The organism is Zhouia spongiae (assembly GCF_022760175.1).
Taxonomy (GTDB): domain Bacteria; phylum Bacteroidota; class Bacteroidia; order Flavobacteriales; family Flavobacteriaceae; genus Zhouia; species Zhouia spongiae.
In genome coordinates this window covers 376,525-403,105 of the sequence record NZ_CP094326.1, presented here as the reverse complement: position 1 = coordinate 403,105, position 26,581 = coordinate 376,525, and the positions used below count along the sequence as shown (strand labels likewise).

Below are 26,581 nucleotides of genomic sequence, written 5' to 3'. Positions count from 1 at the left end.
ATGTTATGTACAGAGTAATTGTTTATATCGCATTGGCGATACTGGTAAGTAGTGTTCAAAAGGTAGCGGGGCAGATAAAAGCCGACAGTACGAATATCGGCTACATAGAAAAGAAAATAGAGCTTCTTGAGTTTCAAAAACAGCAAGTGATCAAAGAAGAAAAAGAAAAATTGAAAATAGAAGTTCAGCGTATTACTGATCTGGAAAATAAAGGGAAAATATCAAAAGAGCTGGCTCAAAAAGAAAAGGAAGCAGCAGCAAGGATAGCCGCACTGAACATTGAAAATAAAACGTCTATAATAGATAATAAAATTGCCCTGTTACAGCGTGGAGAAGACATAGATACTGAAGTGGATTTTAAAGATGACGGATATTCTGTAGCTATTAGCATCGGCGACGATGTTGATGAATATTACCAGGGTTGGTTTAACCTTACCTGTAAAGGTTGTGAGAGAGTTTACGATAGAAGGACCTATTCGGATTTGATACTGGCTTTTGGATTGAATCATGGCTTGATAGATGGTGTGTCATTTAACGATAGCCCTTATAAAGTAGGGGGGAGTAAGTTTTTTGAGCTGGGATGGCAATGGAAAACCCGATTGTTTAAAAACAGTAATGCGGTACGTCTTAGCTATGGAATCTCATATCAGTCGAATGGTATAAAAGTAGACGATAACCGGTACTTTGTTAAAAATGGAGACGTTACAGAGCTGGAGGATTTTGATGGAAGCATAAAAAAGGCAAAGTTGAGGATGGATAATCTGGTGGTTCCGGTGTTTTTTGAGTTCGGCCCTTCAAAAAGAATTGACAGAGAAGATTATTTTAGGTATTCGACGCAACGTAAATTAGTTTTTGGTGTAGGTGGTTATGCAGGATTAAATATGGGAACGCGACAGAAGTTAAAGTATTCTCGTGACGGAGACAGTTCGAAGGACAAGGTGAAGCGTAATTATAATACGAATAACTTTATATATGGAATAGCTGGTTATATTGGTGTTGGAGATGTGTCATTGTATGCTAAATATGATTTAAATCCAATGTTTAAGGACCCGAACATCGATCAGCATAATATTTCTCTGGGATTACGGTTTGAACTTTAGTCCTTCAGCATATTTCCTTACTTTTGATTCCCGTTTTTTTAAACGGGAATTATTATTTTTATAAAAATAGTTTACAGATTTGATCTCTAAGGAAACCATAGACAAAGTATTTGAAACCGCCCGGGTGGAGGAAGTGATAGGTGATTTTGTTCAGTTGAAAAAGTCCGGGGCTAATTTTAAAGGCTTAAGCCCGTTCACCGATGAGCGGACCCCTAGCTTTATGGTTTCGCCTGTAAAGCAGATATGGAAAGACTTTAGTAGCGGAAAAGGGGGGAATGCGGTTTCGTTTTTGATGGAGCACGAGCACCTTACGTACCCTGAAGCAGTAAAGTATCTTGCTAAAAAGTATAATATAGAGATTGAAGAGACTGAGCTTTCCAACGAAGATAAGGAGCAGGCCAATGAAAGGGAAAGCATGTACCTGGTATCTGAATTTGCTCAAAAATATTTTACTAGTACACTCTGGGAGTCAGAAGCAGGAAAAGCAATCGGTTTGACGTATTTTAAAGAACGTGGTTTTACAAATGAGACTATAAAAAAGTTTCAATTGGGGTATTCTCCCGATCAATGGGAGGCTTTTACAAAGCATGCACTCGATAATGCGTATAAGCTCGAATATCTGGATAAAACCGGCCTGACCATAGTAAAAGGAGAAAAGAAATTTGATCGTTTTAAGGGACGGGTGATGTTTCCGATCCACTCAATGAGCGGAAGGGTTTTAGGTTTCGGAGGGAGAATACTTGTTAATGATAAGAAAGCTGCCAAGTACCTTAACTCACCAGAAAGTGAGATATATCATAAGAGTAAGGTACTTTACGGTCTGTACCAGGCAAAACAGTCAATAGCCAAAGAAGATAATTGTTACTTGGTTGAAGGTTATACCGACGTTATTCAGTTTAATCAACGAGGGATCGAGAATGTAGTGTCCTCAAGCGGTACGGCCCTGACATCTGAGCAAATAAGGCTGGTAAACAGGCTTACTAAAAACATAACAGTGCTTTTTGACGGCGATGCCGCCGGATTAAGGGCCTCTTTGAGAGGGATTGATTTGATATTAGAGCAGGGCATGAATGTTAAGGTGTGTACTTTTCCGGAAGGGGAAGACCCCGATAGCTTCGCCAGAGAAAATGGATTGGAAGATTTAAGCCTGTACCTTCAGGAGAACGCACAGGATTTTATTCAGTTCAAGGCTTCTGTTCTTGTTAATGAAGCTAAAAATGACCCGGTAAAAAAAGCCGATACGATACGTGATATTATTAACAGTATTGCCAAGATCCCTGATAGAATCCAGCGGGAAGTGTATGTCCAGGAATGTGCAAGGATTATGGATATTTCTGAAGACGTATTGTTTAATACCCTGGCCCAGATAGGGAAACATGAGCTAAGGGAAGCCAATAAGAAACACAAGCAGGAGCAAAAGGCTTTCGATGTAGTAAGGAATGATGAACAGCAATTTAAGAAAATTGATTTTCAACAGGAATTAGAACGCCAGATTATCCAACTGCTGTTGTTGTACGGAAATAAAACGGAAGACTTTGAAGATTTGTTGTTGAAGGAGAATGAAAAAGGAGAGCTGGTGCTTGAGCCTGAAATTCATACGGCCCGGGTTTTTGAAAAAATATATGTAGATCTTCAACAAGACGAGGTAGAGCTAACCAATCCGATCTTTAAGAAAATATATGATGAGTTGGTGGTTGCCCTGAGTCAGGATGAAAATAAGTTTAGTGTCGATTCTTATATTAATCATGCAGAACCACAGGTTGCCTCAGAAATTACGTCAATTTTGATGGAAGATGAGAAATATGCTTTACATAACTGGGACCGGAAAGATATTCTGGTTAAGAGCAAAACAGATGCCTTGTCGCAATTGGTAACCGAAACCATACTGAATTTAAGGTGTCATCTTATTGAGAAAAGGGTCGAGCAACTTCAGGATGACACCATAGGAAAAAATGATGGCAGCAACAGTGATATTTTAGAAGAAATCATGAGCTACCATCAATTAAGAATGTTACTGTCGAGAAAACTCAACAGGGTTCTATAGCACTAGTACAGTTCTAATGCTTTGGCTTGTTGTAACAAATCAACTAAGTTATCTACATTAAGTTTTCGCATCAAACGTGCTTTGTAGGTACTTACTGTTTTTTCGTTAAGGCCTAGTTCCTGTGCAACGAACTTATTGCGTTTACCTGCAGCTAATAATTTAAGCACCTCAATTTCACGGGTAGATAGTTTTCTGAAAAACCTTCTTGGTTTGTTGGTACTTTCATCAAAAGCCAGTCTCTGGGCGAGTTCATTCGTGATGAACATCCCGTTGTTTGAAACTTTTGAAATAGCTTCGTAAAGCAAGTCCGTATCCGCATCTTTCGATAGATACCCGTATGCTCCAGCTTTAATGGTGCTCAAAGCATATACATCTTCCGGTTGGGAGCTGAACATTAAAGTCTTTGTGTTAGGGTACTCTTGCTTAATTTTTCTGAGGGCTGTTATACCATTTACTTCGGGTATGTCCATCTCCATCAGAACGATATCTGCTTGCTTTTTAGACAAGAATTCAAAAAGTTCGGTCGTTGAACTAACATTTCCGACAATTTTAATGTCTTTGTGATTGTTCAGAACCGCCTCAATACCTTTTTGAATGATAGGATGGTTGTCAGCCACTAAAACTTTAATCATAATAATTTTGTTTAAGGGTTAGATTTTAGCAACCGCACATAATAGGTCAAGCGTAAAGGTGTAGAAAACACTTTGTCTATTGTCGGCTTGGGGGTATAATATGTAAAGGTAGTTAATAAAATTCTCACTGCAAAATTCCACTTAAAACAATCCGTCAAATGTCTATTCTTTTAGATGAAGAGGTATTTCGCAAATCGGAATAGGGATCATTTTGTGTTTGTTAGTAGTGTTATACTTAATATAAATCTCGAAAACTTCTTGCTTTCTTCCTTCGAATTCAGAAGGGTTTTTCCCTTCCTTGTCCATTTTCATGGCCCATTCCAGTTCGGGGTATGAAGCTCCGATTTGATCTTCGTCCGTCCGGTCATCTCCCCATAGGCCATCAGTTGGAGCGGCATCTATGATGTCTTGGTTAATACCAAGAACTTTTGCGATAGCATAGACTTCTGTTTTTAAAAGATCGGCAATAGGGCTGATGTCAACCCCACCGTCTCCGTATTTTGTAAAGAATCCAACACCGAAATCTTCTACTTTATTTCCGGTGCCGGCAACAAGCAGTCTGTCCATTGCGGCAAAGTAATACAAGGCGGTCATGCGCAAACGGGCCCTTGTATTGGCAAGTGCTAAAAACCTTTCTTCTTCGTTTGCTACTTGTGGGAATTCGTTTACCATGGAGTCGAAAACCGAGGTGAGATTTACTTGTTGCATCCCTATAGTGTCAAAATTCGATTTTAACCACTCAATATGGTTTAAAGCTCTGGTAACCTGATTTTGAGCCTGGTGTATCGGCATCTCCACACAGAGTACTTTTAATCCGGTTTTAGCACATAACGTAGAGGTTACGGCCGAATCGATCCCGCCTGAAATCCCTACAACAAATCCATTCATGCCGGCGTTATTAGCATATGTTTTTAACCAGTTTACAATATAATCTATGACCTCCCGGGTTTTCATAATAACAAGTTTGCGTTAACTTTGCAGGCAAATTTAACGTATTCGTTTAATTATCAAAATATAATATAGCTTTAGCTTTTAATTTGTATAAATGAAGAGAATTTTAGGTGTTTTTTTTGCGATTATCATATGGAGTTGCGGAAAAGAAAATAAACCAGAAGAGGAAATATCAAAAATTGAGGTATCTTTTAATGTAGAAAGATTTGATAAGGCCCTGTCTGGAGCCGATGTTTCAAACCTTCCCGGACTGAAAAGCAGGTTTCCGTTGCTTTTTCCGGAGTCCTATCCAGACAGTATATGGGTGAAGAGGTTGAACGATACATTGCAGGCGGAACTCGTTGAAGAGGTGGGAAAAGTATATCCTGACTTTAAAAAAGAGACAGATCAGTTGCACTCATTGTTTCAGCATGCCTCCTACTACCTGAATGATTTCACTCCTCCGGATGTAATTACACTTACCACGGAAGTAGATTACCGCAACAGTGTTATTTATGCAGATAGTTTGTTGCTGATCGGTTTGGATAATTACCTGGGGAAGGATCATAAGTTCTATACAGGAATTCAGGAATATCTGAAAAGGGATTTCGAACCGGATTTGATTGTAGTTGATGCGGCATCTAAAATTGCCAGGAGCAGATTGACATTGCCGTCAGACCGTACCTTTCTTGCTGCAATGATTCTGTACGGAAAGGAACTGTACCTCAAGGATCTTTTGATACCCTTTAAAACAGATGCTGAAAAAATAAAATATACCGAAAAACAAATTCAGTGGGCAAGAAATAACGAAACGAATATCTGGCGACATTTGGTAGACAACAATGCGCTTTTTTCTACAGATCAATCGTTAAAAACAAGATTTATAGAGCCTGCGCCTTTTTCTAAATTTTACTTGTCCTTTGATGCAGAATCTCCGGGGCGGATAGGACAGTATGTAGGTTGGCAGATAGTTCGTTCGTATATGGAAAACAATGATGTATCTTTGCAGCAAATGTTGAAGATGTCAACAGAAGAGATTTTTAATAATTCAAGATATAAACCAGGAAAATAATGGCTGGCAAGCATATTTCAAATATAAACTTAAAAGTAGAGTTAGACGAGAACAGAGTACCTGAAAAGTTACAATGGACAGCTGAAGACGGTGGGGTTTCTGATGAGGAGGCCAAAGCGGTTTTACTTTCAGTATGGGACAGTGAGAAGAAGGAGACGCTCCGGATTGATTTGTGGACAAAAGAAATGACTGTCGATGAGATGAAAATATTCTTCCATCAGACTCTTATGGGGATGTCGGATACCTTTTACAGGGCCACCCAGGATGAAAAAATGAGCGCCACAATGAAAGATTTTTGTGAGTATTTCGCTGAAAAATTGGAAATTAAAAAATAATCTTGTTACAAAAACAACTTTGTTTCGTCTTTAAGATGTAACCATTAAAAGAAGACGTATGAAAAAGTTGTTTTTTGTTTTCAGTGCTTTGGTTTTACTGTCGTCTTGCGGAGTAAAAACACCTTACGATACTTTCAGGGAAGAAAACGAAGAGGATTTGGTGTTCTCTTTGGGAGCGTCAAAATTTATAACACATTTGTTTGTAGATAAGGGTGATCTCGATGAGTATAAAAAGATTGTTGACGGTGTTTCCAAATACAGGGTAATGGTGTTTGACAAAAGAGCAAAAGGTCTTAATAAACGCTTTGACGATTTTGTTTCCGGGAAAGGCTATGAACAACTTTTTTACCTGAAGGATGACGGTACATTGGTGAACCTGTATCTTTACAATCGCTTTGGTAAAACCAAAGAGGTTATTTTTAGGGTACACGACGAAGATGACCTGCTGATTATCAGTGCTGAAGGGAATAATATAAAAATAGGTGATATCCGGAAGGGGTGGACAGAAGTAGTTCGGAGTAATTAGGTTTGTTTGAGTTCTCTGTTAATGTTGTCGATATAGCCGAGCAGTTCTTCTCTTCCTTCATTGGAAGAAGAGGAAGTAATAAAATGATTCGGAGCCTCTTCCCAGCTGTCTTCGATGAGCTCGTTAAGGTAGTTTTCTACATTGCGCTTTGTAGCTCCGGGTTTTAATTTGTCTGCTTTGGTAAAGATAATGGAGAACGGAATGCCGTTTTCTCCCAGCCATTGCATAAATTCCACATCGATTTTTTGAGGTTCATGCCTGACATCAACTAACACAAAAGCGGAGACAAGTTGTTTTCTTTTTTCAAAATATTCAACAATGAACTTTTGGAATTTACTTTTGACGGATTTCGAAACTTTAGCGTAGCCGTATCCCGGAAGATCAACCAAAAACCAGGAATTATTGATCTTAAAATGATTTATCAATTGTGTTTTTCCCGGTCTTCCTGATGTTTTAGCCAGGCTTTTACGCTGAACAAGCATATTGATAAGCGATGACTTACCTACATTCGAACGACCTATAAATGCATATTCGGGGATGAAATCCTTTGGGCATTTATCAACATTTGTATTACTGACAACAAATTCAGCTGACTTAACATCCATGATCTAAAATTTTCTTTTTTCCAACCAGTGTTCCAGGATGTTGTTAAAGTCATCAGGGTGCTCCATCATCGGGGCGTGTCCGCATTTATCTATCCAGTACAGGTCTGAGTCAGGCAGTAACGTATGAAACTCCTCAGCAACATTAGGAGGGGTTACATTGTCTTGTTTTCCCCATATGATGCATGTAGGGGTAAGCATATGAGGCAAATCCTTTGCCATATTGTGGCGGATGGCACTTTTTGCGATCGCTAAGGTTTTAACCAGTTTGTTTCTGTCGTTAACGGTTTCGAAAACTTCATCAACAATCTCTTTGGTGGCAACTTCAGGATCGTAAAACACATCTTCACTTTTCTTCTTGATGAATTCATAATCCCCCCTTTTAGGATAACCGTCTCCCATGGCATTCTCATAGAGTCCCGAGCTTCCTGTTATAACAAGTGCTTTGACTTTTTGAGGGTATAGTTTGGTGTGTAGTAACCCGATGTGACCTCCTAAGGAATTTCCTAAAAGAATAACTTCGTTAAGTTGTTTGTATTCAATAAATTGTTCTAAATACTTGGCAAAGCTCTTAACGTTAGTTTTAAGCAGGGACATAGTGTAAATAGGCAATTCAGGGATCAGGACTTTATATCCTTTTTTCGAGAAATATTCGGTAACGCCATTAAAGTTGCTTAAGCCTCCCATCAGGCCATGCAGGATGATCATTGGGGTGCCTTCACCAACCTCTAAATAGCTAAACTTTCCTTCTTTCTTAATATCGTGAACCATAGTGGCTGTTTGCATTTCCTAAAAAACAAATATAGGGATTTCACGATTATATCAATCAAAAATTAAAAATAGGTTCAAAAACGAATTTTATGAAGAAAAGGATTAAAGAAAAAACGTGTTAAAATTCAATTTGCAGCAGTTTTTAACATGTTGATAATCTATGTTTTAGTACGTTTTATCTGGTGTTGGGTGAAATTTATTAACAAAGTGGTAGAAAGTGGTAAAAAGTGGTAAATAAATCTTTATATTTGAACATTGAAGGGAAAACTATATTCGTTAATGATCAATTTCATTGGAACATATGAGTGTAAGGCAGATACCAAAGGAAGGGTGATGCTTCCTGTTGCTCTAAAAGGGCAATTGTCTCCTGTCTTACAGCAGGGTTTTGTGCTGAAGCGTTCTGTTTTTCAGCCGTGCCTTGAATTGTATCCGATGGATCAGTGGAATTTGCTGATGCAAAAAATGAACAAACTTAATCGCTTCGTTAAGAAAAACAATGATTTTATTAGACGTTTTACTGCTGGTGTGAAGATGGTGGAAGTAGATGCGACAGGCAGGTTGTTGATTCCTAAAGACTTGGTTGGTTTTGCCGGTATTCAGAAAGAGGTTGTGCTTTCTTCGGCAATCAACATTGTTGAGATATGGGATAAGGAAAAATATGAACAGGCTATCGATGATACGGCAGTTGATTTTGGGGATTTGGCCGAAGAAGTAATGGGAGACTATAATGAACAAGAGTTATCATAATCCGGTTTTGCTAAAAGAGACGGTTGACGGCCTCGCTATCAAAGAAGATGGGGTCTATGTCGATGTAACATTCGGAGGCGGGGGGCACTCCAGGGAGATACTCCGCAGGTTGGGTGCTGAAGGAAGGTTGTATGCATTTGATCAGGACGAAGACGCATTGTCGAATGCGATAGATGATGAGAGGTTTACACTTATCAATGAGAATTTCATGTATATAAAAAGGTTCCTGCGATTTTACGGCGTTAAAAGAGTTGATGGCATTCTGGGCGATTTCGGGGTGTCTTCACATCAGTTTGACGAAGGTTCGCGCGGATTTTCAACCCGCTTTGATGCAGGCCTGGATATGAGGATGAGTCAAAAAAGCCCTTTATCGGCTTATGAAGTGGTGAATACATATGAGCAGGTTGATCTCAGAAGAGTGTTGAGCTTGTACGGAGAGTTGAGGAATGCTCCTGCCATAGCAAGAGCCATAGTTGAGGCCAGGGAGCAGTCGCCTATAAAAACAACGAATCAGCTTAAAGAGGTTTTGAGCAGGTTTTTACCAAAGTTTAAAGAACAGAAAATACTGGCGCAAATTTATCAGGCTATCCGGATTGAAGTGAATCAGGAGGTAGAGGTATTGAAAGAATTTTTGCTTCAAACACCCGATCTGTTGCCTGAGGGTGGACGGTTGAGTTTGATCAGTTACCACTCTCTGGAGGATAGGTTGGTGAAGCGATTTATAAGGAATGGTTTGTTTGAAGGAGAGCCGGAGAAAGATTTGTATGGGAATGTTGAAGTGCCGTTTAAGAAAATAGGAGGATTGATTGTGCCGTCTGCTGGAGAAATTCAGGAAAATAACAGGGCGAGAAGTGCGAAGCTGAGAATCGCAGAGCGGATATGAAAAAGAAGATACAGGAAATATTAAAAGGAGAGTTTCTGGTGAGTGATGATGCAGTCAAGAACTGGAAGTTTATTTTGTTTGCTTCGGTTTTGGCAGTTGTCATGATAACAAGTTCTCATAATGCGGATAAGAAGGTTTTTGCCCTGGATAAACTTAATAAAGAGGTTTTAGAGTTAAGAAGTGAGTTTGTGGATGTCAGGGAACAGGTGCAGCAAATGCGTTTAGAAAGTAATGTTACAGAAAAATTGAGTAAAAAAGGATTGTATCCTTCTACAATAGCTCCAAAAAAAATAAGAGTCGTAAGTAAATAATATGCCGACAACAGAAAAACACATATTAAACAGGTTGTATGCTATAGCAGGGTTGGTCTTTGTGTTTGCTATTGCTGTTGTGGTAAAGTTAATAACCATACAGACGGTTGATGGTGACAAATATCGCAAACTGGCCAGCGAACGAACAGTGAAGAACTTTACCATAGAGCCTAATCGCGGTAATTTGTATTCAGATGATGGGAGTTTGTTGGCAACATCCGTGGCTAAATACGATATTAGGTTTGATGCTTTGGCTCCGGGAGTAGAAAATTTTGAAAAATATGTGAAGCCCTTGTCAGATTCTATGTCGGTTATGTTTGGTAAGAGCTCCAGCTATTACCAGAATTTGTTCAGAAAGGCAAGAGCGACTAAAAACAGGTACCTGCTATTGACCAGAGACCTTGGGTATACTGATTATGTAAGGATTAAAAGTTTCCCCTTGTTTAATCTTGGTTCTTATAAAGGAGGTATAATAGTAGAGCAGGAAACTAAAAGAGAGTATCCGTTAGGAAAAATAGCTAAAAGGAGTATTGGTTATGAGAGGGCTTCGAACCCGGTTGGTTTGGAAGGCGCCTTTAACCAGTATTTACAGGGAGAAGAAGGGCATCGCCTGAAGCAAAAGATTGCTAAAGGACAGTGGAAGCCAATAACGGATTATAATGAGGTGGAGCCACAAGACGGCTATGATGTGGTTTCAACCATCGATGTGAATATTCAGGATATAGCACACCACGCGTTGCTGGCGCAATTGGAAAAATATAAGGCAGATCACGGTTGTGTGGTGGTGATGGATGTGAAAAGCGGGGAGGTGAAAGCTATTTCAAATCTCGGTCGCACTGAAGGGGGTAAATATTATGAGAAGCTTAATTATGCCATTGGGGAATCTCATGAACCGGGTTCAACCTTTAAGTTGATGTCTTTAGTGGCTGCTTTTGAAGATAAAGTAGTGGATACAAACTTTGTTGTCGATACAGAAAAAGGAGTGCTTACGTTTTATAACCGATACAAGGTAAGGGATTCTAAATGGGGAGGATATGGAAAGATAAGTTTGGGTGAGGCATTTGAAAGATCCTCGAATACGGGAATCGTAAAAGTCATTGATCAGTTTTACTGCGATGATCCGAAACGATTTGTAAACCGGCTTTATAATATGGGATTGAATGAGCCTCTTGGTTTGTCGATCAAGGGAGAAGGGACTCCTTTTATTCCGCATCCGAACGATAAAAATCGCTGGAGTGGAATTGCCTTGCCCTGGATGGCATACGGATATGGGGTGCAGATGACTCCGCTTCAAATCCTGGCTTTTTACAATGCTGTTGCGAACAACGGAATAATGGTAAAGCCCCGATTGATAAAAGAGGTTAAGGAGTGGAACAGGACAGTGAAAAAATTTGATAAGGAGGTTATTAACTCCTCTATATGTTCTCAGGAAACGATTGACAAGGTGAAGGCACTGTTGAAAAATGTGGTCGAAAAAGATCATGGTACCGGCCATAAGCTTTATTCTCCTAATTTTTCAATGGCCGGAAAAACAGGGACTGCACAAAAGAACTACGCGGCAAAAGACCGCCAGAAGTTACAATACATTTCCAGTTTTGCAGGTTTCTTTCCTGCTGATGATCCGAAATATTCATGTATAGTGGTGATACATGAGCCGGATAAAAGTGTCGGTATCTATGGAGCCGATGTCTCCGGACCGGTTTTTAAACGCATTGCCCAGAAAATTTATACAAACTCACCTGTTATTGATACTGTAGAAGACCTGGAAAAATCAAACCCTTCGGTCGATGAAAAATACAGGGCTTATTACTCAAAAGTCCAGAATTTCAGTAAAACGATACCTGATGTAGAAGGGATGAGCGGTATGGATGCAGTGTCAATACTGGAAAATCTGGGGGTTAAAGTAAAATTGATCGGAAACGGAAAAGTAAGGAAACAATCCGTTAAGAGCGGAGAAAAAATAAATAAGGGACAAACTATTGTTTTGCAACTTTCATGATGCAGTTAAAAGATATATTGTATAAGGTAAACCTGAACGCGGTGACAGGCGGAACCTCCGTCGCGGTTAATGAGATGCATTTCGACTCGAGGAAAGTGTCTCTTAATGATGTGTTTGTTGCAATAAGAGGAACTGTTGTCGATGGGCACGATTATATAGACCAGGCTACAGCCGGCGGGGCCATTGCCATTGTGTGCGAGAAACTGCCCGAGGTCATTGTTAATGGTATCACATACGTAGAGGTCGATGATACTCAAAGTGCGCTGGCAATAATGGCAGCCAATTTTTACGGAAACCCTTCAGGGGATTTAAAACTGGTAGGGGTGACAGGTACCAATGGTAAGACGACAGTATCGACATTATTGTACCAGTTGTTTAAAAAAGCAGGTTACAAAGTGGGGTTGATGTCTACTGTGAAGATACTGGTTGATGAACAAGAGTATAAGGCTACGCATACAACGCCAGACTCGCTTACTGTTAATCGTTATATGAGGATGATGGCGGCTGCCGGAGTTGAGTTTTGTTTTATGGAAGTCAGCTCGCATGGAATCCATCAGAAGAGAACGGAAGGACTGATTTTTGCTGGTGGTGTCTTTACGAATCTCTCACACGACCATCTCGATTATCATCATTCGTTTGCCGAGTATAGGGATGTTAAAAAGTTGTTTTTTGATCATTTGCCAAAATCTGCATTCGCGCTAACCAATGTTGATGATAAAAACGGACTCGTAATGTTGCAGAATACCCGAGCTAAGAAATGTGCTTATGCATTAAAAAATTATGCAGATTACAAGGCTCAGATTCTCGAAAATCAATTTGACGGATTATTGCTGAAGATTGATGAGAGCGAAGTCTGGTCCAGGCTTATCGGGAGTTTTAACGCTTATAACCTGCTGGCTATTTATGGTGCAGCGAGGGAATTGGGCTTAGATAAAATAGAAGTGCTGAGGTACATAAGCGAGTTGGAAAGTGTAAGCGGCAGATTTCAATATTTTGTTTCCTCATCAAAAATTACTGCTATTGTAGATTACGCGCATACACCGGATGCATTAAAGAATGTTCTTGAGACTATTAATAGTATACGGACCAAAAATGAAGAGCTTATAACAGTAGTGGGTTGTGGAGGAGACCGAGATAAGACTAAACGCCCGAAAATGGCAAATATAGCATCGGCATTGAGCACCAAGGTGATCTTTACTTCCGATAACCCGCGTACAGAAGATCCGGTTGCAATTATCGAGGATATGGAGAAGGGAGTGTCTGCTGAAAATTATAAAAAAACCATGTCGATTACCGATAGAAAACAAGCAATTAAAACTGCCTGTCAGTTGGCGGATAATAAAGATATCATACTGATTGCCGGAAAGGGGCATGAGACATATCAGGAGGTAAATGGTGTGCGTTCTGATTTCGACGATTATAAAATAGTGAAAGAGATTTTAAATCAATTAAATAAATAAAATAAATGCTGTATTACCTATTTCAATTTTTAGAAGATAATTACCAGATTCCCGGAGCAGGTTTGTTTCAGTTTATCACTTTTAGGGCTTCTTTGGCGGTTATCCTGTCATTATTGATATCCACAATATATGGTAAGCGCATTATAAATTATTTGAGAAGAAGACAGGTAGGAGAAACAGTTCGCGAGCTTGGACTTGAAGGTCAGGTAGAAAAAGCCGGTACTCCGACAATGGGCGGGGTGATCATAATCTTGGCCACCTTGGTGCCTGTGCTGCTTTTCGCTGCCTTAGATAATATATATGTCATATTGCTTATTGTTACTACGGTCTGGATGGGTACGATAGGCTTTATAGACGACTATATTAAAATCTTTAAAAAAGATAAAGAAGGTTTAAAAGGACGGTTTAAAATATTAGGCCAGGTAGGGCTTGGTGTTATCGTCGGTGTCACTCTTTATTTTCATCCCGATGTAACCATTAAAGAAAAACTGAAGGATGTCCAGCAAACAAGGCCGGAATTGGTGGCTGAGCAGGATCAGCAACACTTGTTTAAAGATGAAGAGAAATCGACGAAAACAACCATTCCGATGTTTAAGAATAATGAGTTTGATTATTCTGAACTGATAGCCTGGGCAGGAGATAACTACAAAAGCTATGCATGGATAATCTTTATCCCGCTTGTGATTTTGATAGTAACCGCAGTTTCTAACGGTGCCAACCTTACAGACGGAATAGATGGTCTGGCTGCCGGATCTTCTGCAATCATCGTCCTTACGCTGGGTATTTTTGCCTGGGTATCGGGTAATATCATTTTTTCTGATTATCTGAATATTATGTATATCCCAAAGGTAGGTGAGTTAACGGTTTTTATAGCTGCATTTGTAGGTGCTCTGGTAGGTTTCCTATGGTACAATGCATACCCGGCACAAGTGTTTATGGGTGATACCGGTAGCTTGACTATAGGGGGTATCATTGCTGTAATAGCTATTGCAGTTCGAAAAGAATTGCTGATCCCGATTTTATGCGGAATATTTCTGGCTGAGAATTTATCAGTGGTGTTGCAGGTAGGGTACTTTAAGTATACTAAAAAGAAGTATGGCGAAGGAAAACGTATTTTTTTAATGTCGCCATTACATCACCATTACCAGAAGAAAGGATACCATGAAAGTAAGATAGTGACCAGGTTCTGGATTGTTGGGATTATCCTGGCTATTCTGACGATAGTAACATTAAAAGTGAGATAGCATGAAACGATTGGTGGTTTTAGGAGGAGGAGAAAGCGGTGTTGGAACTGCCATTTTAGGAGTGAAGGAGAATTATGAGGTTTTTGTCTCCGATAGAGGTGAAATAAAAGAAAAATATAGAAACGTTCTTAAAAATCTTGATATAGACTGGGAGGAAGGGCAGCATACGGAAAGTAAAATCCTGAATGCGGACCTTGTGATGAAAAGCCCGGGTATCCCGGATCATATTCCTTTGATCATTCGATTAGAAGAAAAGGGAATTCCGGTGATTTCAGAAATAGAATTCGCTTCCAGATATACAAAAGCGAATATCGTCGGTATCACCGGCAGTAATGGAAAAACAACCACAACAGAGCTCGTGTACCATGTGTTGAGTAATGGGGGGTTGGATGTTGCCAAGGCCGGGAATATAGGTGATAGTTTTGCCCGGATGGTAGCCGAAAATGATCAGGAGCACTATGTGTTGGAAATCAGTAGTTTTCAACTTGATGGGATAGAGGATTTTAAACCGGATATAGCTGTAATAACCAATATTACCCCCGATCATTTAGACAGGTATGACTATCAGTTTGAGAAGTATGTTGCTTCAAAATTTAAAATAGCAATGAATCAAACTGAAGAAAATTATCTGATCTATGATGCAGACGATGAGGTGATAACTGCCTGGCTTGAAAACAACCCGGTAAGATCGAGATTGTTGCCTTTTTCACTTGAAAAGGAATTTGAAAATGGTGCTTATGTTAAGAATAATGAATTAATAGTAACAATAGATAATAACCTGTTTAGCATGTCAACAGATACTTTAGCCCTGGAAGGAAAACACAATGTAAAAAATACCATGGCAGCATCAGCTGTAGCACAATTATTAAAAATAAGAAAAACAACCATACGGGAAAGTATGCAAAACTTTCAGGGTGTCGAACATCGTCTGGAGAGTGTTTTGAAAATTGGGGGGGTTCAGTACATCAACGATTCAAAAGCCACGAATGTGAATTCAACCTTTTTTGCACTCGATAGTGTAAAGTCGTCAGTAGTCTGGATTGTGGGAGGTCAGGATAAAGGAAATGACTATTCGCCGCTGATGCCATTGGTCAGGGAAAAGGTAAAAGCAATAGTATGTCTGGGTCTTGATAACTCGAAAATAAAAGACTATTTCGGGAGTGTAGTAGATGTTATGGTTGAGACAACATCGATGGATGAGGCGGTTAAAATAGCAAACAGTGTGTCGGAACAGGGAGATGCTGTATTGCTTTCACCAGCATGTGCCAGTTTCGATCTTTTTGAGAGTTATGAAGATAGGGGAAGACAGTTTAAAGATGCAGTGCGAAAACTGTAATTGAATTTAAAACGTATAAAGTAAAGAGGTATTTATGCAGCGTTTGTTTAGGAATATAAAAGGAGATAAGGCTATTTGGGCAGTAGTATGCCTTTTGGCGTTGTTTTCTTTCTTGCCGATTTACAGCGCAAGTACCAACCTGGTGTATGTGGTTGGTAACGGTACGACTGTAGGGCACCTTATAAAACATGCGGCGTTACTTTTTATAGGGCTGTTTATAATATACGGGGTGCATAAAATTCCTTACAGGTATTTTAAGGCATTGTCTATTATTGCGATGCCGGTGGTAATTTTGTTACTGTTAATTACCCTGGCTCAAGGAACTACTATAGGAGGAGCCAATGCCAGCAGGTGGATCCGGATTCCGTTCGTAGGGATTAGTTTTCAGACGTCTACACTGGCGGCTTTGGTGTTGCTGACGCATGTGGCCCGGTATCTCACAAAAATAAAAGATAAAAAAGTTTCATTTAAAGAAACATTAATGCCTTTATGGTTGCCGGTATTTGTTGTATTAAGCTTAATTTTGCCGGCCAATTTTTCTACCACGGCTATCATTTTCGGAATGGTGATGTTGTTGTGCTTCATAGGAGGATATCCAATCAAATATCTGGTGAGCATAGTAGGAGTGGGTGTGGTCTGTTTGGCTTTATTCGTTCTGACGGCAAAAGCTTTTCCGGGTTTATTTCCCAATCGTGTAGATACATGGATTAGTCGCGTAGAGAGTTTTGCCGATAATGAAGATACTGAATCGGATTACCAGATAGAAAAGGCCAAGATAGCTATCGCTACAGGTGGGGTGGTAGGATTAGGGGCAGGTAAAAGTGTTATGAAAAACTTTTTGCCGCAGAGTACGTCCGATTTTATTTATGCCATTATTGTAGAGGAATATGGTTTGGTAGGAGCGTTGACTTTGGTGTTTTTGTATTTATTGTTGCTGTTCAGGATTGTAGTGGTAGCACATAAAGCAGAAGATGTGTTTGGAAAATTATTGGTATTGGCGGTAGGGCTGCCGATTATATTTCAGGCATTTATAAATATGGCAGTAGCAGTAGAACTGTTTCCGGTTACCGGGCAGACACTTCCGCTTATCAGCAGCGGAGGTACATCGATATGGATGACGTGCCTGGCTATAGGGATCGTATTAAGCGTAAGTGCAAAAAGGGAAGAAGCAGATGAGACTGTAAAAACAGAGAAGAAGGAAAAAGCAGAAATAAACCCATTGGAAGTATTAAGTGAGCAGGTATAAGTTCATATTGTCAGGAGGAGGAACCGGAGGTCATATTTACCCGGCTATAGCCATTGCTAATGAGCTTAAGGTCCGTTATCCGGATGCAGAATTCCTGTTTGTAGGAGCTAAGGATAGAATGGAGATGGAAAAGGTGCCCCAGGCAGGTTATGAAATAAAAGGGCTGTGGATTTCGGGTATACAGCGAAAACTGACACTAAAGAACCTGATGTTTCCGTTGAAGCTGATCAGGAGTATGATGGAGGCGGGAAGGATAATAAGGGATTTTAAGCCTGATCTGGTTATAGGAACCGGAGGTTATGCAAGCGGACCTCTTCTAAAGGTGGCTGCTTCCAAAGGAATAAAATGTGTCATTCAGGAACAGAATTCTTTTCCGGGTATAACCAATAAGCTTCTGGCACCTAAAGTCGAAAAGGTATTTGTAGCTTACGATAACCTGGAACGTTTTTTTCCGAAAGAAAAAATTTTAAAAACAGGGAATCCGGTTCGACAGGATCTTTTAGGTGTTGTAGATAAAAAAGCCGAAGGGTTGGCGTTGTTTGAGCTGACTCCGGGTAAAAAAACATTACTGGTGATCGGGGGTAGCCTGGGTGCCAGAAGAATAAATCAATTAATAGAGAGCCGTATCGGGTTCTTTAAAGAAAATAATATTCAGCTCATCTGGCAATGTGGCAGGTTTTATTACGAAGAGTATAAAAAGTACGCGGGTGCGGATGTAAAAGTGCTGGCTTTTTTGAATGAAATGGATAAGGCCTATGGCGCAGCTGATATTATTATATCGAGGGCCGGGGCAAGTTCAGTTTCCGAGTTGTGTATAGTAGGGAAGCCCGTTGTATTCATTCCTTCGCCAAATGTAGCAGAAGATCATCAAACCAAGAACGCAAGTGCTGTGACAGATAAAGACGGGGCTGTGTTGATAAGAGAGACGGATCTGGAAGAGCAGTTTGAAAAACAATTTAAAGATTTGATCGACTCGGACGATAGAATGAAGGAGCTTGGAGCTAATATAGGAAAACTGGCATTGCCGAATGCAACAAGGCATATAGTAGACGAAATAGAGAAATTAATAAAAGAATAGCGATTTCAGTAGCGACAATGAATTTAAAAACTGTACATAGCATTTATTTCCTGGGGATTGGTGGGATAGGTATGTCTGGTTTGGCACGTTATTTTAAGTTTTTAGGAAAGAACGTAGCCGGGTATGATAAAACACCAAGTAAGATCACGGATGGTTTACAGGAAATAGGTATAGATGTTCATTTTGAGGACAGAGTATCTGAAATACCGGCTATTTACAAAGAAGGAAAAGAAACATTGGTGGTGTATACGCCTGCAGTGCCAAGAGAAAATAAAGAATACCGGTTTTTTGAAAGTAAAGGAATAGAAATAAAGAAACGGGCACAGGTACTGGGAGTTATTACAAGAGATACGTTTTGTTATGCTGTGGCCGGTACTCACGGTAAAACGACTACTTCTGCTATTCTTGCCCATATACTAAAGGAGTCAGGACAGCATATAACTGCCTTTTTAGGCGGGGTGTCAGAAAATTTTAAAAGTAATTTTCTTATTGAAGGAACCGATGTGAGTGTGGTGGAAGCGGATGAGTTTGATCGCTCCTTTCTAAATCTTTCTCCTGATGTGGCTTGTGTCACCTCTATAGATGCAGATCATTTAGATATCTACGGAGATGCTGCCGAATTAGAGAAGTCCTTTAAAGAATTCACAGGAAAACTGAAACCAGGCGGAAAGCTCATTGTAAAGAATGGTTTGCCGTTAAACGGTATAACCTACGGAATAGAAGACGATTCGGATTATTGCATACGAAATATAAGAGTTCAAAACGCGACCTACTGTTTTGATATGGTGACTCCTGAGGGAGAATTTTTAGATGTAAAGTTTAACAAGCCAGGACAACACAACTTGTTGAACGCATTAGCAGCTTTCGCGATGGCGGTAGAATCTGGTAACCCCACCAGCCGCCTCGCCGAAGCGCTAAGTACTTTTAAAGGCGTTGAAAGAAGGTTTTCTTATCAGATCAGGAAGCAGGAGCTTGTTTATATTGATGACTATGCGCACCACCCTACAGAAATTGAGGCGGTGTATCAGGCGGTGAGGGAAATGTATCCGGAAGAAGAGACGTTGGTTATTTTTCAGCCTCATTTATTCAGTAGGACAAAAGATTTTGCAGATGATTTTGGAAGCGCACTTTCGAAATTTGATCAGGTAGCATTGCTGGATATCTACCCTGCAAGGGAAAAGCCTGTTGAGGGGGTAACTTCTGATTGGTTATTAAGTAAGATAAATAATCGGAACAAAAAGAGAATATCCAAAGCTGAGATTGTTGCAACTGTTAAGGCATCCGGGGCAAAAGTTGTTCTGACACTGGGTGCCGGAGATATAGGAAAAGAAGTTGAATTTTTAAAAACGGCATTACTGACATGAGGGTTAAATGGCGACATATAAAATTGCCTGTGCTTATTCTGGGGGTTGTCGGGTTGTATAGTTTTACGGTCAACCGCAATGCCGCGCGAAAAATGACCGGGGTTGAGATTCGGTTTGCCGACTCAAATCAGCTTTTTATCACTTATGAAATGGTTAATAAGTTGTTAATACAAAAAAATAAGGATACTTCGGGGGTAAGGAAAGATGAACTAGATTTGAATATATTGGAGCAAGCCCTAAACTCTAATGACATGATACAAAATGCTCATGTTTATCTTACTGTAAATGGGGAGCTTGGAGCTAAAGTGAAGCAACGAAAACCAATTGCCCGCGTAAATGCTACTGTGCCTTTTTATATAGATTCAGAAGGAAAACCAATGCCTCTTTCGAGCGTGTTTTCAGCCAGAGTCCCGATTATAACTGGTGATGTTAAGAAAGATGATCTGAAAGAGATTTACGGATTGGCTGATTATATCAGGAATGATGAATTTTTAAAAAAGCATATTGTCGGTATTCATAAAACCGATAAGAATTTTGAATTGAAATTAAGAGTAGATGAATTTATAGTGATGTTGGGCGATACGGAGAATTTGGATAATAAATTTTTCAATTTTAAAGCCTTTTATCAGAAAGCTATAAAAGATAGGTCATTGTCAGATTATAAGGCAGTGAATTTAAAGTTTAACAATCAGGTAGTGTGCACCAAAAAATAGAGTATGGAAGTTACTAGATACGCTGTAGGACTAGACATAGGGACCACTAAGATAGTAGCCATGGTAGGAAGGCTAAATGACTATGGTAAGGTAGAGATATTAGGGATAGGGAAATCTAAAAGCTTAGGAGTACACAGAGGAGTTGTCAATAATATTACCCAGACCATTCAGTCGATACAACAAGCTGTCCATGAAGCAGAGAGTGCTTCCGGTGTGAAGATCGGAGAAGTTGTGGTAGGGATAGCAGGTCAGCATATAAGAAGTCTGCAGCACAGCGATTATATTACGAGAGCCGATGCAGAAGAGGTGATAAAAGATGAAGACCTCGATAGGCTTTGCAATCAGGTGTACAAGCTGGTGATGCTTCCGGGTGAAGAGATTATCCACGTGTTGCCGCAAGAGTATAAGGTTGATGGCCAAAGTGAGATTAAAGAGCCGATAGGGATGTACGGAGGAAGGTTGGAAGCAAACTTTCACGTGGTAGTAGGACAGGTATCTTCTATCAGGAATATTGGCAGGTGTGTGAAGAATTCCGGGTTGGAGTTAGGAGGGATAACTCTGGAGCCAATGGCTTCAGCCGACGCAGTACTCAGTCAGGAAGAAAAAGAGGCGGGAGTTGCATTGATAGATATCGGAGGAGGTACAACAGACCTGGCTATTTTTAAAGACGGTATCATTAGGCATACAGCCGTTATCCCTTTCGGAGGAAATGTTATTACGGAGGACATAAAAGAAGGGTGTTCCATCATTGAAAAGCAGGCTGAACTTCTTAAAATAAAATTCGGTTCGGCATGGCCGGGAGAGAATAAGGATAATGAGATTGTTTCAATACCCGGGTTAAGAGGGAGAGAGCCTAAAGAAATCACCCTTAAGAATTTATCAAAAATAATTCATGCCCGTGTTGTTGAGATCGTAGAGCAGATATATGCAGAAATAAAAAGCTATGGGCATGAAGAACAAAAGAAAAAACTTATTGCCGGTATTGTATTAACCGGAGGAGGAAGCCAGTTAAAGCATTTAAAGCAACTGGTGGAGTATATAACAGGAATGGATACGCGTATAGGGTATCCGAACGAACATTTAGCTGGCGACTCTGATGCTGAAGTAGCGAGTCCGGTATATGCAACTGCTGTTGGTTTGGTAATGAACGCTCTAAAACAACAACAGAAAAGAATGCCGGATGTAGCAGCCGAAGTAAAGGAAACAGTTTCTGAAGATGAGCCGGAAGATACTAAAGAACAAACCGAACCAAACGAGCCTCAAGTTTCGACACCTTCTAGTCCTAAAAAGTCATTTTTAGAGAAGTGGTCAGAAAAGTTAAAAGATTTTTTAGACAACGCAGAGTAAACAAACCAGTAAAAAAGTATTATGAGCAACAATAAAGATTTTGGAAACATATCATTCGATTTGCCAAAAAATCAGAGCAACGTTATAAAAGTGATCGGTGTTGGCGGTGGAGGCAGCAATGCCATTAATTACATGTTTCAGCAAGGAATTAATGGAGTTGATTTTGTAGTGTGCAATACCGATTCACAAGCCCTTGAAAACAGTACAGTTCCGAACAGGATTCAACTGGGTGTTTCATTAACCGAAGGATTAGGAGCTGGTGCTAATCCTGAAATAGGAGAACAGGCAGCTATTGAAAGTCTGGAGGACATAAAAGGAATGCTGGATACCAATACAAAAATGGTTTTTATTACAGCAGGAATGGGGGGAGGTACCGGAACAGGAGCAGCTCCTATTATTGCCAAAATGGCAAAGGATATGGATATCCTTACTGTGGGTATAGTAACCATTCCTTTCCAGTTTGAAGGAAAGATGCGGAATGAGCAGGCACATAGAGGAGTTGAAAACCTTCGAAGCAACGTAGATTCATTGATCGTCATCAACAATAACAAGCTTAGGGAAGTATACGGTAACCTGGGTTTTAAGGCAGGTTTCTCGAAAGCAGATGAGGTCTTGGCCACAGCAGCAAGGGGTATAGCAGAGGTTATTACCCATCACTATACACAAAACATCGATTTACGTGATGCTAAAACTGTATTGGCAAACAGTGGATCTGCTATAATGGGGTCTGCAATGGCCGTTGGTGGTAATCGGGCTCAGGATGCCATCATGAAAGCTCTCGACTCTCCATTGTTGAACGATAATAAGATCACCGGAGCCAAGAATGTGTTGTTGTTGATCGTTTCCGGTACTGAAGAAATAACGCTTGATGAAATAGGTGAGATCAATGACCACATCCAGGGAGAGGCTGGAAACAGTGCCAATATCATTATGGGGGTTGGTGAAGACGATGCCTTGGGAGATTCGATTTCGGTCACTGTTATAGCAACGGGTTTTAACCCTGAGCAGCAACATGAAATTGTTAATGTAGAAGCAAAGAAAATCATTCACACACTGGAGGATGAGCAAAGAGCGGAGCAGCATCTTTCTACGAGATCAACTATGGCCTCAGCGGCGAAGCTTCCCGTGAAAAATGAACCTGTGCAGAAGGAAACTCCTAAAGCTGAAAAAGTAGTACGTCATACCCTGGTTGAAGACGAACCTGAGATGGAACTGATACCGACTTCAGTGCTTATTAAGAATATCAATATATCTTATGAAGAAGTAAAAGCTGTTGAGGAAGATTTTGTCATTATTGATACTACAGCGAAAATAAAGGATATTGAAGTTATCGACCCTGAGATATTAAAAGCTGAGGATAAAAAGCAACAGACGACTTTGTTATTCGATATGCCGGTAGAGGAAGAGGGAAGTAACGGGGGCCGGGATAACGTGATAACCTTTAATCTGGAAGAAGAAGTATCAGAAGAGGTTAAAGAATATGAAGTAAAGGACCACATAGAAGTTGTTCCCGTAGTTGAGTATTCAGAAAAAGGGGAAAAACGATATAGTCTTGACGATTACATGGAAGTTGAGGAGCAACTGAATAATGCCGGGCCTAAGTCCGGGCTTCAGCTGTCCGAACCCCAGGAAGAAGAACTGGTTATAGAGAAAAAGGTTGTGGCAGAGAAGAAGGTTAAAGAATCCGTTTCTGAAGAAATCCCTGCAGAAGCAGATCCTTTTAACAGTACTATTGAAGATACCTTAAAGAAAAGGGTGGAAGAACGTAAGAAGAAGCTAAAGGATTTTAATTATAAGTTTCATCATAACAATTCAAAAATTGACGAGATAGAAAAAGAGCCCGCTTACAAACGTATGGGAGTAGAATTAGAAGATAAAAGACACGAAGACCCTTCCCGTATGTCGATAGGAGCAGACAGTAATGATGAAACGCAAATACGGTCAAATAATTCGTTTTTACACGATAATGTAGATTAATCCACGTAGACAAGATTGATTAATAGCATTCAACTTAGCCTACAGGTTATTTAAATTTCCCGGAACCGTTTATGGTTTCGGGTTATTTTTTTATATTCGCATACCTTTTTAAAATCAGCACCGATATGAGTCTGCAAAGTAACATAATGACTGAAATGAAAGCTGCCATGAAAGCAAAGGATCAGGTAGCTTTAGAGGCCCTTAGAGCAATAAAATCAGCTTTGTTGTTGGCAAAGACTGAAGCCGGGGCAGGAGATGAGTTGCCTGAAGAAGAAGAAATAAAACTTTTGCAGAAATTAGTTAAGCAAAGAAAAGACAGTGCAACCATATATACAGAGCAGGGAAGAGGAGATCTGGCGGCTCCGGAGCTTGCTCAGGCTGCTGTTATCGAAAAATTTTTGCCGGAACAATTATCTGTTGATGAGATAGCCAAGATCGTAGACGATATTATCGCCAAAACAGGAGCTGAAGGCATGAAGGATATGGGGAAGGTTATGGGGATGGCGTCCAAAGAAATGGCCGGAAAAGCAGATGGTAAAGCTATTTCAACGATTGTAAAGCAAAAACTAGCTTAAAAAAATAATGAATGAGAGCCTGCTTTTGCAGGAATATATTTAAGGCCGCGTAGTTCAACTGGATAGAATATCAGATTTCGGCTCTGAGGGTTGAGGGTTCGAATCCTTCCGCGGTCGCGACATTCAAGAAACCACGCTCGAAAGGCGTGGTTTTGTGGTTTTGGAAGTGTCAAAAGCTATCAGCTTCTGTAAAGGCACAAAAACCAACTGTGATGATAGGCGCAGCATACTACATTGAGCTCATTCAGGACACGAAAGTAATCCTTTCATGGTCACAAATAAATTAAAACCAAACTCATAAAATCAGGCAGGCCTGATTTTATGAGTTTGGTTTTTCTGTTTTCAAGAAGGAGCCTTGAGGGGGCTGTACAGTAAATCCTTCCGCGTTTACTGCCAGGGTAGATCCGATAAATTCCACTAGCCGGGTTTTCAGTTTTTACACGATAATCGAGATTTATCCGTATAGAAATCGGGAACTCCGGCTTGCCCTTATAAAATACTCCTAAAGGAATTTCACAGGGCTTGCGTTCAAATGTATTGTCTATGTGCGATCCGGCTCTATCGCTAAAAAGTTCCGCTGTACCTTTTTTACGCACAGCCCTCTTGTGAGCTTGCTCCGGGGCAGTTTACTTACCTCATGTTTTTTCCAGAATACATGCCAATGGAACGTTTCAAAGGTTCGTGTAAGCCGACAGGGGAGAGAGGCAGATGAAAAAATTATGTATGCCAGCGCTAAGTCTTGTTTTCATATCAATATGGAGCCCACATTTTAGTGTACAATCTAAGCTGAGATTGTGTCAGATTAATAAAACTGTTCCGGTTTTAAATGCTTACGCCCATAAATCAGGTTCTTTGGTCGATTACTGATAAACAGGAAAAATAGTTTTCTTAAATTTTACAAGGATTAATAGCAATTAATTATATATGAGTATTTTAAATTATATCAGGAGATGTTGCTTCTGGTTATTAGACTTTCTAAAGGGAGGGAAGGTATGCAAGCACTATAAGGATATAGCATATGTTTTAAATAATATGCATACTTCTAAAGTTGAAAAATTGAGAAAAAAAAGACTTAATGATCTACTGGTCTTTGCTACTTCAACTACCCCTTTTTATAAGAAGTATCAGGGGTTTGATTCTATCGAGGATTTTCCGCTGATCAATAAGAATATGATAAGAAATTCGTTTGATAATTTTAAATCAGATAAATTTCTTAACGAAGAAAATACTTCTGTAGTAACCAGCGGATCTACGGGAACGCCATTCAAGCTCTTTCATAATAAAGATAAAAGAAATAGGAGTACCGCTGATGTAATCTATTTTGCCGGCCTTGCCGGATTCAAAATCGGTTCCAAATTATTTTATATGAAAGTATGGAATAAGATAAACATGAAAAGCCCGCTGAAAAGATGGATGGAGAACATTGTACCGCACAGTATCTATAGCTATACGGACGAAGATTTCAGATCTTTATTGGGAAAAATGAAAAGAGACCCACATAAAAAAGGATTAGTTGGGTTTGCTTCAACATACGAATTACTGTGTAATTACTTAGATAAAATAGAATCACCACCATTACATGATTATAATGTAACTTCCATTATTGCCAATTCAGAAGCGTTGGATATGAAGACAAAGAAAAGGATGGAATATTACTTTGGCGTTCCAGCAATTTCGAGATATTCAAATATGGAAAATGGAATGTTAGCCCAGCAAGTACCCGATGGAACAAGTGATTTTCATATTAATTGGGCCAGTTTTTATATAGAACTATTAGATCTAAATGAAGATAAACCTGCAAAACTGGGAGACCCGGGAAGGGTAGTAATAACAGATTTATACAATTATTGTATGCCAATGATACGATACGAGAATGGAGATATTGCAGTTTTTGAAAAAAATAAAAAAGGAGCGCTGGTATTAAAGAATATAGAGGGGAGAAAGGTGGATATAATTTACAATACCAAAGGGGAGCCGGTTACTTCTCATATCGTAACAGTAAACATGTGGAAGTATTCAGAATTGAAGCAGTACCAGTTTATTCAAAAGGATAAAAAAGAGTACCTTTTTAAGATCAACAGGAAAAACGAACTTTTTGATGGAGAAGAAGGTCTTATCGATGAATTTAAAGAATATTTGGGGGAAGATGCCGTAATAGATTTGGAATATGTGAATGATATCCCATTGTTGGCATCTGGAAAGAGGAAGTTGGTGGTAAGTGATTACCAGAGATAATACTTGACACTATCTCGTAAAGATATTTTAAATCGTTCTTTATTTTCTTCAGAT

24 protein-coding genes and 1 tRNA gene are annotated in these 26,581 nt (G+C 39.7%); 21 read left to right on the top strand and 4 right to left on the bottom strand.

Features of this window, described 5'->3' with window-relative positions:
- The first annotated feature begins 5 nt into the window (after positions 1–5).
- Positions 6–1,100: a hypothetical protein gene (locus tag MQE36_RS01875; RefSeq protein WP_242937507.1), complete on the top strand. Its 1,095-nt coding sequence runs from the start codon at positions 6–8 to the stop codon at positions 1,098–1,100.
- Between the two features lie 79 nt (positions 1,101–1,179).
- The gene (gene dnaG / locus MQE36_RS01870) at positions 1,180–3,144 is read left to right on the top strand and encodes a DNA primase (protein ID WP_242937506.1); all 1,965 of its coding nucleotides are present in this window, start codon (positions 1,180–1,182) and stop codon (positions 3,142–3,144) included.
- Positions 3,145–3,146: 2 nt separating this feature from the next.
- Here dnaG and MQE36_RS01865 read toward each other — a convergent pair whose 3' ends face one another.
- Both MQE36_RS01865 and nadE read right to left on the bottom strand, forming a co-directional pair.
- A complete protein-coding gene (locus tag MQE36_RS01865) occupies positions 3,147–3,776 on the bottom strand; it encodes a response regulator (protein WP_242937505.1) in 630 nt (209 codons plus the stop codon).
- A 162-nt stretch (positions 3,777–3,938) separates the two neighbouring features.
- A complete protein-coding gene (nadE, locus tag MQE36_RS01860) occupies positions 3,939–4,730 on the bottom strand; it encodes an NAD(+) synthase (RefSeq protein WP_242937504.1) in 792 nt (263 codons plus the stop codon).
- 91 nt (positions 4,731–4,821) lie between these two features.
- On the opposite strand from nadE, the gene gldB reads away from it, so the two are divergent.
- The 3 genes from gldB to MQE36_RS01845 are packed head-to-tail and all read left to right on the top strand — an operon-like array spanning position 4,822 to position 6,639.
- Entirely contained in the window at positions 4,822–5,778 is a 957-nt protein-coding gene (gldB, locus tag MQE36_RS01855; RefSeq protein ID WP_242937503.1) for a gliding motility lipoprotein GldB, read from the top strand.
- Positions 5,778–6,113: a gliding motility protein GldC gene (gene gldC, locus MQE36_RS01850; RefSeq protein ID WP_242937502.1), complete on the top strand. Its 336-nt coding sequence runs from the start codon at positions 5,778–5,780 to the stop codon at positions 6,111–6,113. The genes gldB and gldC overlap by 1 nt, the downstream gene beginning before the upstream one ends.
- Positions 6,114–6,171: 58 nt before the next feature.
- Positions 6,172–6,639 carry a DUF4252 domain-containing protein gene (locus MQE36_RS01845; RefSeq protein ID WP_242937501.1) on the top strand — a complete coding sequence of 156 codons (468 nt, stop codon included), beginning with the start codon at positions 6,172–6,174 and terminating at the stop codon, positions 6,637–6,639.
- On the opposite strand, the gene yihA is transcribed toward MQE36_RS01845, so the two are convergent.
- Positions 6,636–7,244 carry a ribosome biogenesis GTP-binding protein YihA/YsxC gene (gene yihA / locus MQE36_RS01840; RefSeq protein WP_242937500.1) on the bottom strand — a complete coding sequence of 203 codons (609 nt, stop codon included), beginning with the start codon at positions 7,242–7,244 and terminating at the stop codon, positions 6,636–6,638. The two genes, MQE36_RS01845 and yihA, sit on opposite strands and share 4 nt — an antisense overlap.
- 3 nt (positions 7,245–7,247) lie before the next feature.
- Complete coding sequence (locus tag MQE36_RS01835; protein WP_242938797.1) at positions 7,248–8,012, bottom strand: alpha/beta fold hydrolase; 765 nt, start codon at positions 8,010–8,012, stop codon at positions 7,248–7,250.
- A gap of 279 nt (positions 8,013–8,291) precedes the next feature.
- Between MQE36_RS01835 and mraZ the strand changes: the two genes are divergently transcribed.
- From mraZ to MQE36_RS01755, 16 genes are all read left to right on the top strand, one after another.
- The gene (gene mraZ, locus MQE36_RS01830) at positions 8,292–8,759 is read left to right on the top strand and encodes a division/cell wall cluster transcriptional repressor MraZ (protein WP_242937499.1); all 468 of its coding nucleotides are present in this window, start codon (positions 8,292–8,294) and stop codon (positions 8,757–8,759) included.
- A complete protein-coding gene (gene rsmH / locus MQE36_RS01825; protein ID WP_242937498.1) occupies positions 8,740–9,642 on the top strand; it encodes a 16S rRNA (cytosine(1402)-N(4))-methyltransferase RsmH in 903 nt (300 codons plus the stop codon). Before mraZ ends, rsmH begins: the two co-directional genes overlap by 20 nt.
- Positions 9,639–9,953 (top strand): FtsL-like putative cell division protein, encoded by a 315-nt coding sequence (locus tag MQE36_RS01820; protein ID WP_242937497.1) that lies wholly within the window; start codon positions 9,639–9,641, stop codon positions 9,951–9,953. The genes rsmH and MQE36_RS01820 overlap by 4 nt, the downstream gene beginning before the upstream one ends.
- A 1-nt stretch (position 9,954) precedes the next feature.
- Positions 9,955–11,952 carry a penicillin-binding protein gene (locus MQE36_RS01815; RefSeq protein ID WP_242937496.1) on the top strand — a complete coding sequence of 666 codons (1,998 nt, stop codon included), beginning with the start codon at positions 9,955–9,957 and terminating at the stop codon, positions 11,950–11,952.
- Positions 11,949–13,412, top strand: a complete 1,464-nt coding sequence (locus MQE36_RS01810; protein ID WP_242937495.1) for a UDP-N-acetylmuramoyl-L-alanyl-D-glutamate--2,6-diaminopimelate ligase — start codon at positions 11,949–11,951, stop codon at positions 13,410–13,412. Before MQE36_RS01815 ends, MQE36_RS01810 begins: the two co-directional genes overlap by 4 nt.
- A 5-nt stretch (positions 13,413–13,417) precedes the next feature.
- Positions 13,418–14,656 (top strand): phospho-N-acetylmuramoyl-pentapeptide-transferase, encoded by a 1,239-nt coding sequence (gene mraY / locus MQE36_RS01805; RefSeq protein ID WP_242937494.1) that lies wholly within the window; start codon positions 13,418–13,420, stop codon positions 14,654–14,656.
- 1 nt (position 14,657) lies between these two features.
- A complete protein-coding gene (murD, locus tag MQE36_RS01800) occupies positions 14,658–15,992 on the top strand; it encodes a UDP-N-acetylmuramoyl-L-alanine--D-glutamate ligase (protein ID WP_242937493.1) in 1,335 nt (444 codons plus the stop codon).
- 34 nt (positions 15,993–16,026) lie between these two features.
- Positions 16,027–17,238 carry an FtsW/RodA/SpoVE family cell cycle protein gene (locus MQE36_RS01795; RefSeq protein WP_242937492.1) on the top strand — a complete coding sequence of 404 codons (1,212 nt, stop codon included), beginning with the start codon at positions 16,027–16,029 and terminating at the stop codon, positions 17,236–17,238.
- The gene (gene murG / locus MQE36_RS01790) at positions 17,225–18,316 is read left to right on the top strand and encodes an undecaprenyldiphospho-muramoylpentapeptide beta-N-acetylglucosaminyltransferase (RefSeq protein WP_242937491.1); all 1,092 of its coding nucleotides are present in this window, start codon (positions 17,225–17,227) and stop codon (positions 18,314–18,316) included. The genes MQE36_RS01795 and murG overlap by 14 nt, the downstream gene beginning before the upstream one ends.
- A 17-nt stretch (positions 18,317–18,333) precedes the next feature.
- The gene (gene murC / locus MQE36_RS01785; RefSeq protein WP_242937490.1) at positions 18,334–19,680 is read left to right on the top strand and encodes a UDP-N-acetylmuramate--L-alanine ligase; all 1,347 of its coding nucleotides are present in this window, start codon (positions 18,334–18,336) and stop codon (positions 19,678–19,680) included.
- Positions 19,677–20,393: a cell division protein FtsQ/DivIB gene (locus tag MQE36_RS01780; protein WP_242937489.1), complete on the top strand. Its 717-nt coding sequence runs from the start codon at positions 19,677–19,679 to the stop codon at positions 20,391–20,393. Before murC ends, MQE36_RS01780 begins: the two co-directional genes overlap by 4 nt.
- A 3-nt stretch (positions 20,394–20,396) precedes the next feature.
- Entirely contained in the window at positions 20,397–21,740 is a 1,344-nt protein-coding gene (ftsA, locus tag MQE36_RS01775; RefSeq protein ID WP_242937488.1) for a cell division protein FtsA, read from the top strand.
- Between the two features lie 21 nt (positions 21,741–21,761).
- The gene (gene ftsZ, locus MQE36_RS01770; protein ID WP_242937487.1) at positions 21,762–23,717 is read left to right on the top strand and encodes a cell division protein FtsZ; all 1,956 of its coding nucleotides are present in this window, start codon (positions 21,762–21,764) and stop codon (positions 23,715–23,717) included.
- A 125-nt stretch (positions 23,718–23,842) separates the two neighbouring features.
- Entirely contained in the window at positions 23,843–24,292 is a 450-nt protein-coding gene (locus MQE36_RS01765) for a GatB/YqeY domain-containing protein (RefSeq protein WP_242937486.1), read from the top strand.
- Between the two features lie 43 nt (positions 24,293–24,335).
- Positions 24,336–24,409, top strand: a tRNA-Arg gene (locus tag MQE36_RS01760).
- A gap of 807 nt (positions 24,410–25,216) precedes the next feature.
- Positions 25,217–26,527, top strand: a complete 1,311-nt coding sequence (locus MQE36_RS01755; protein ID WP_242937485.1) for a phenylacetate--CoA ligase family protein — start codon at positions 25,217–25,219, stop codon at positions 26,525–26,527.
- Positions 26,528–26,581 lie beyond the last annotated feature (54 nt).

Bases quoted from the DNA above. Each gene is read 5' to 3' on its own strand.
- MQE36_RS01835 (WP_242938797.1), bottom strand. From the start codon at position 8,012: ATGGTTCACGATATTAAGAAAGAAGGAAAGTTTAGCTATTTAGAGGTT.
- MQE36_RS01765 (WP_242937486.1), top strand. From the start codon at position 23,843: ATGAGTCTGCAAAGTAACATAATGACTGAAATGAAAGCTGCCATGAAA.
- MQE36_RS01815 (WP_242937496.1), top strand. From the start codon at position 9,955: ATGCCGACAACAGAAAAACACATATTAAACAGGTTGTATGCTATAGCA.
- yihA (WP_242937500.1), bottom strand. From the start codon at position 7,244: ATGGATGTTAAGTCAGCTGAATTTGTTGTCAGTAATACAAATGTTGAT.
- gldB (WP_242937503.1), top strand. From the start codon at position 4,822: ATGAAGAGAATTTTAGGTGTTTTTTTTGCGATTATCATATGGAGTTGC.
- MQE36_RS01795 (WP_242937492.1), top strand. From the start codon at position 16,027: ATGCAGCGTTTGTTTAGGAATATAAAAGGAGATAAGGCTATTTGGGCA.
- murC (WP_242937490.1), top strand. From the start codon at position 18,334: ATGAATTTAAAAACTGTACATAGCATTTATTTCCTGGGGATTGGTGGG.
- MQE36_RS01865 (WP_242937505.1), bottom strand. From the start codon at position 3,776: ATGATTAAAGTTTTAGTGGCTGACAACCATCCTATCATTCAAAAAGGT.
- gldC (WP_242937502.1), top strand. From the start codon at position 5,778: ATGGCTGGCAAGCATATTTCAAATATAAACTTAAAAGTAGAGTTAGAC.
- nadE (WP_242937504.1), bottom strand. From the start codon at position 4,730: ATGAAAACCCGGGAGGTCATAGATTATATTGTAAACTGGTTAAAAACA.
- murD (WP_242937493.1), top strand. From the start codon at position 14,658: ATGAAACGATTGGTGGTTTTAGGAGGAGGAGAAAGCGGTGTTGGAACT.
- rsmH (WP_242937498.1), top strand. From the start codon at position 8,740: ATGAACAAGAGTTATCATAATCCGGTTTTGCTAAAAGAGACGGTTGAC.
- mraY (WP_242937494.1), top strand. From the start codon at position 13,418: ATGCTGTATTACCTATTTCAATTTTTAGAAGATAATTACCAGATTCCC.
- MQE36_RS01755 (WP_242937485.1), top strand. From the start codon at position 25,217: ATGAGTATTTTAAATTATATCAGGAGATGTTGCTTCTGGTTATTAGAC.
- ftsZ (WP_242937487.1), top strand. From the start codon at position 21,762: ATGAGCAACAATAAAGATTTTGGAAACATATCATTCGATTTGCCAAAA.
- MQE36_RS01820 (WP_242937497.1), top strand. From the start codon at position 9,639: ATGAAAAAGAAGATACAGGAAATATTAAAAGGAGAGTTTCTGGTGAGT.
- MQE36_RS01845 (WP_242937501.1), top strand. From the start codon at position 6,172: ATGAAAAAGTTGTTTTTTGTTTTCAGTGCTTTGGTTTTACTGTCGTCT.
- mraZ (WP_242937499.1), top strand. From the start codon at position 8,292: ATGATCAATTTCATTGGAACATATGAGTGTAAGGCAGATACCAAAGGA.
- MQE36_RS01810 (WP_242937495.1), top strand. From the start codon at position 11,949: ATGATGCAGTTAAAAGATATATTGTATAAGGTAAACCTGAACGCGGTG.
- MQE36_RS01780 (WP_242937489.1), top strand. From the start codon at position 19,677: ATGAGGGTTAAATGGCGACATATAAAATTGCCTGTGCTTATTCTGGGG.
- MQE36_RS01875 (WP_242937507.1), top strand. From the start codon at position 6: ATGTACAGAGTAATTGTTTATATCGCATTGGCGATACTGGTAAGTAGT.
- ftsA (WP_242937488.1), top strand. From the start codon at position 20,397: ATGGAAGTTACTAGATACGCTGTAGGACTAGACATAGGGACCACTAAG.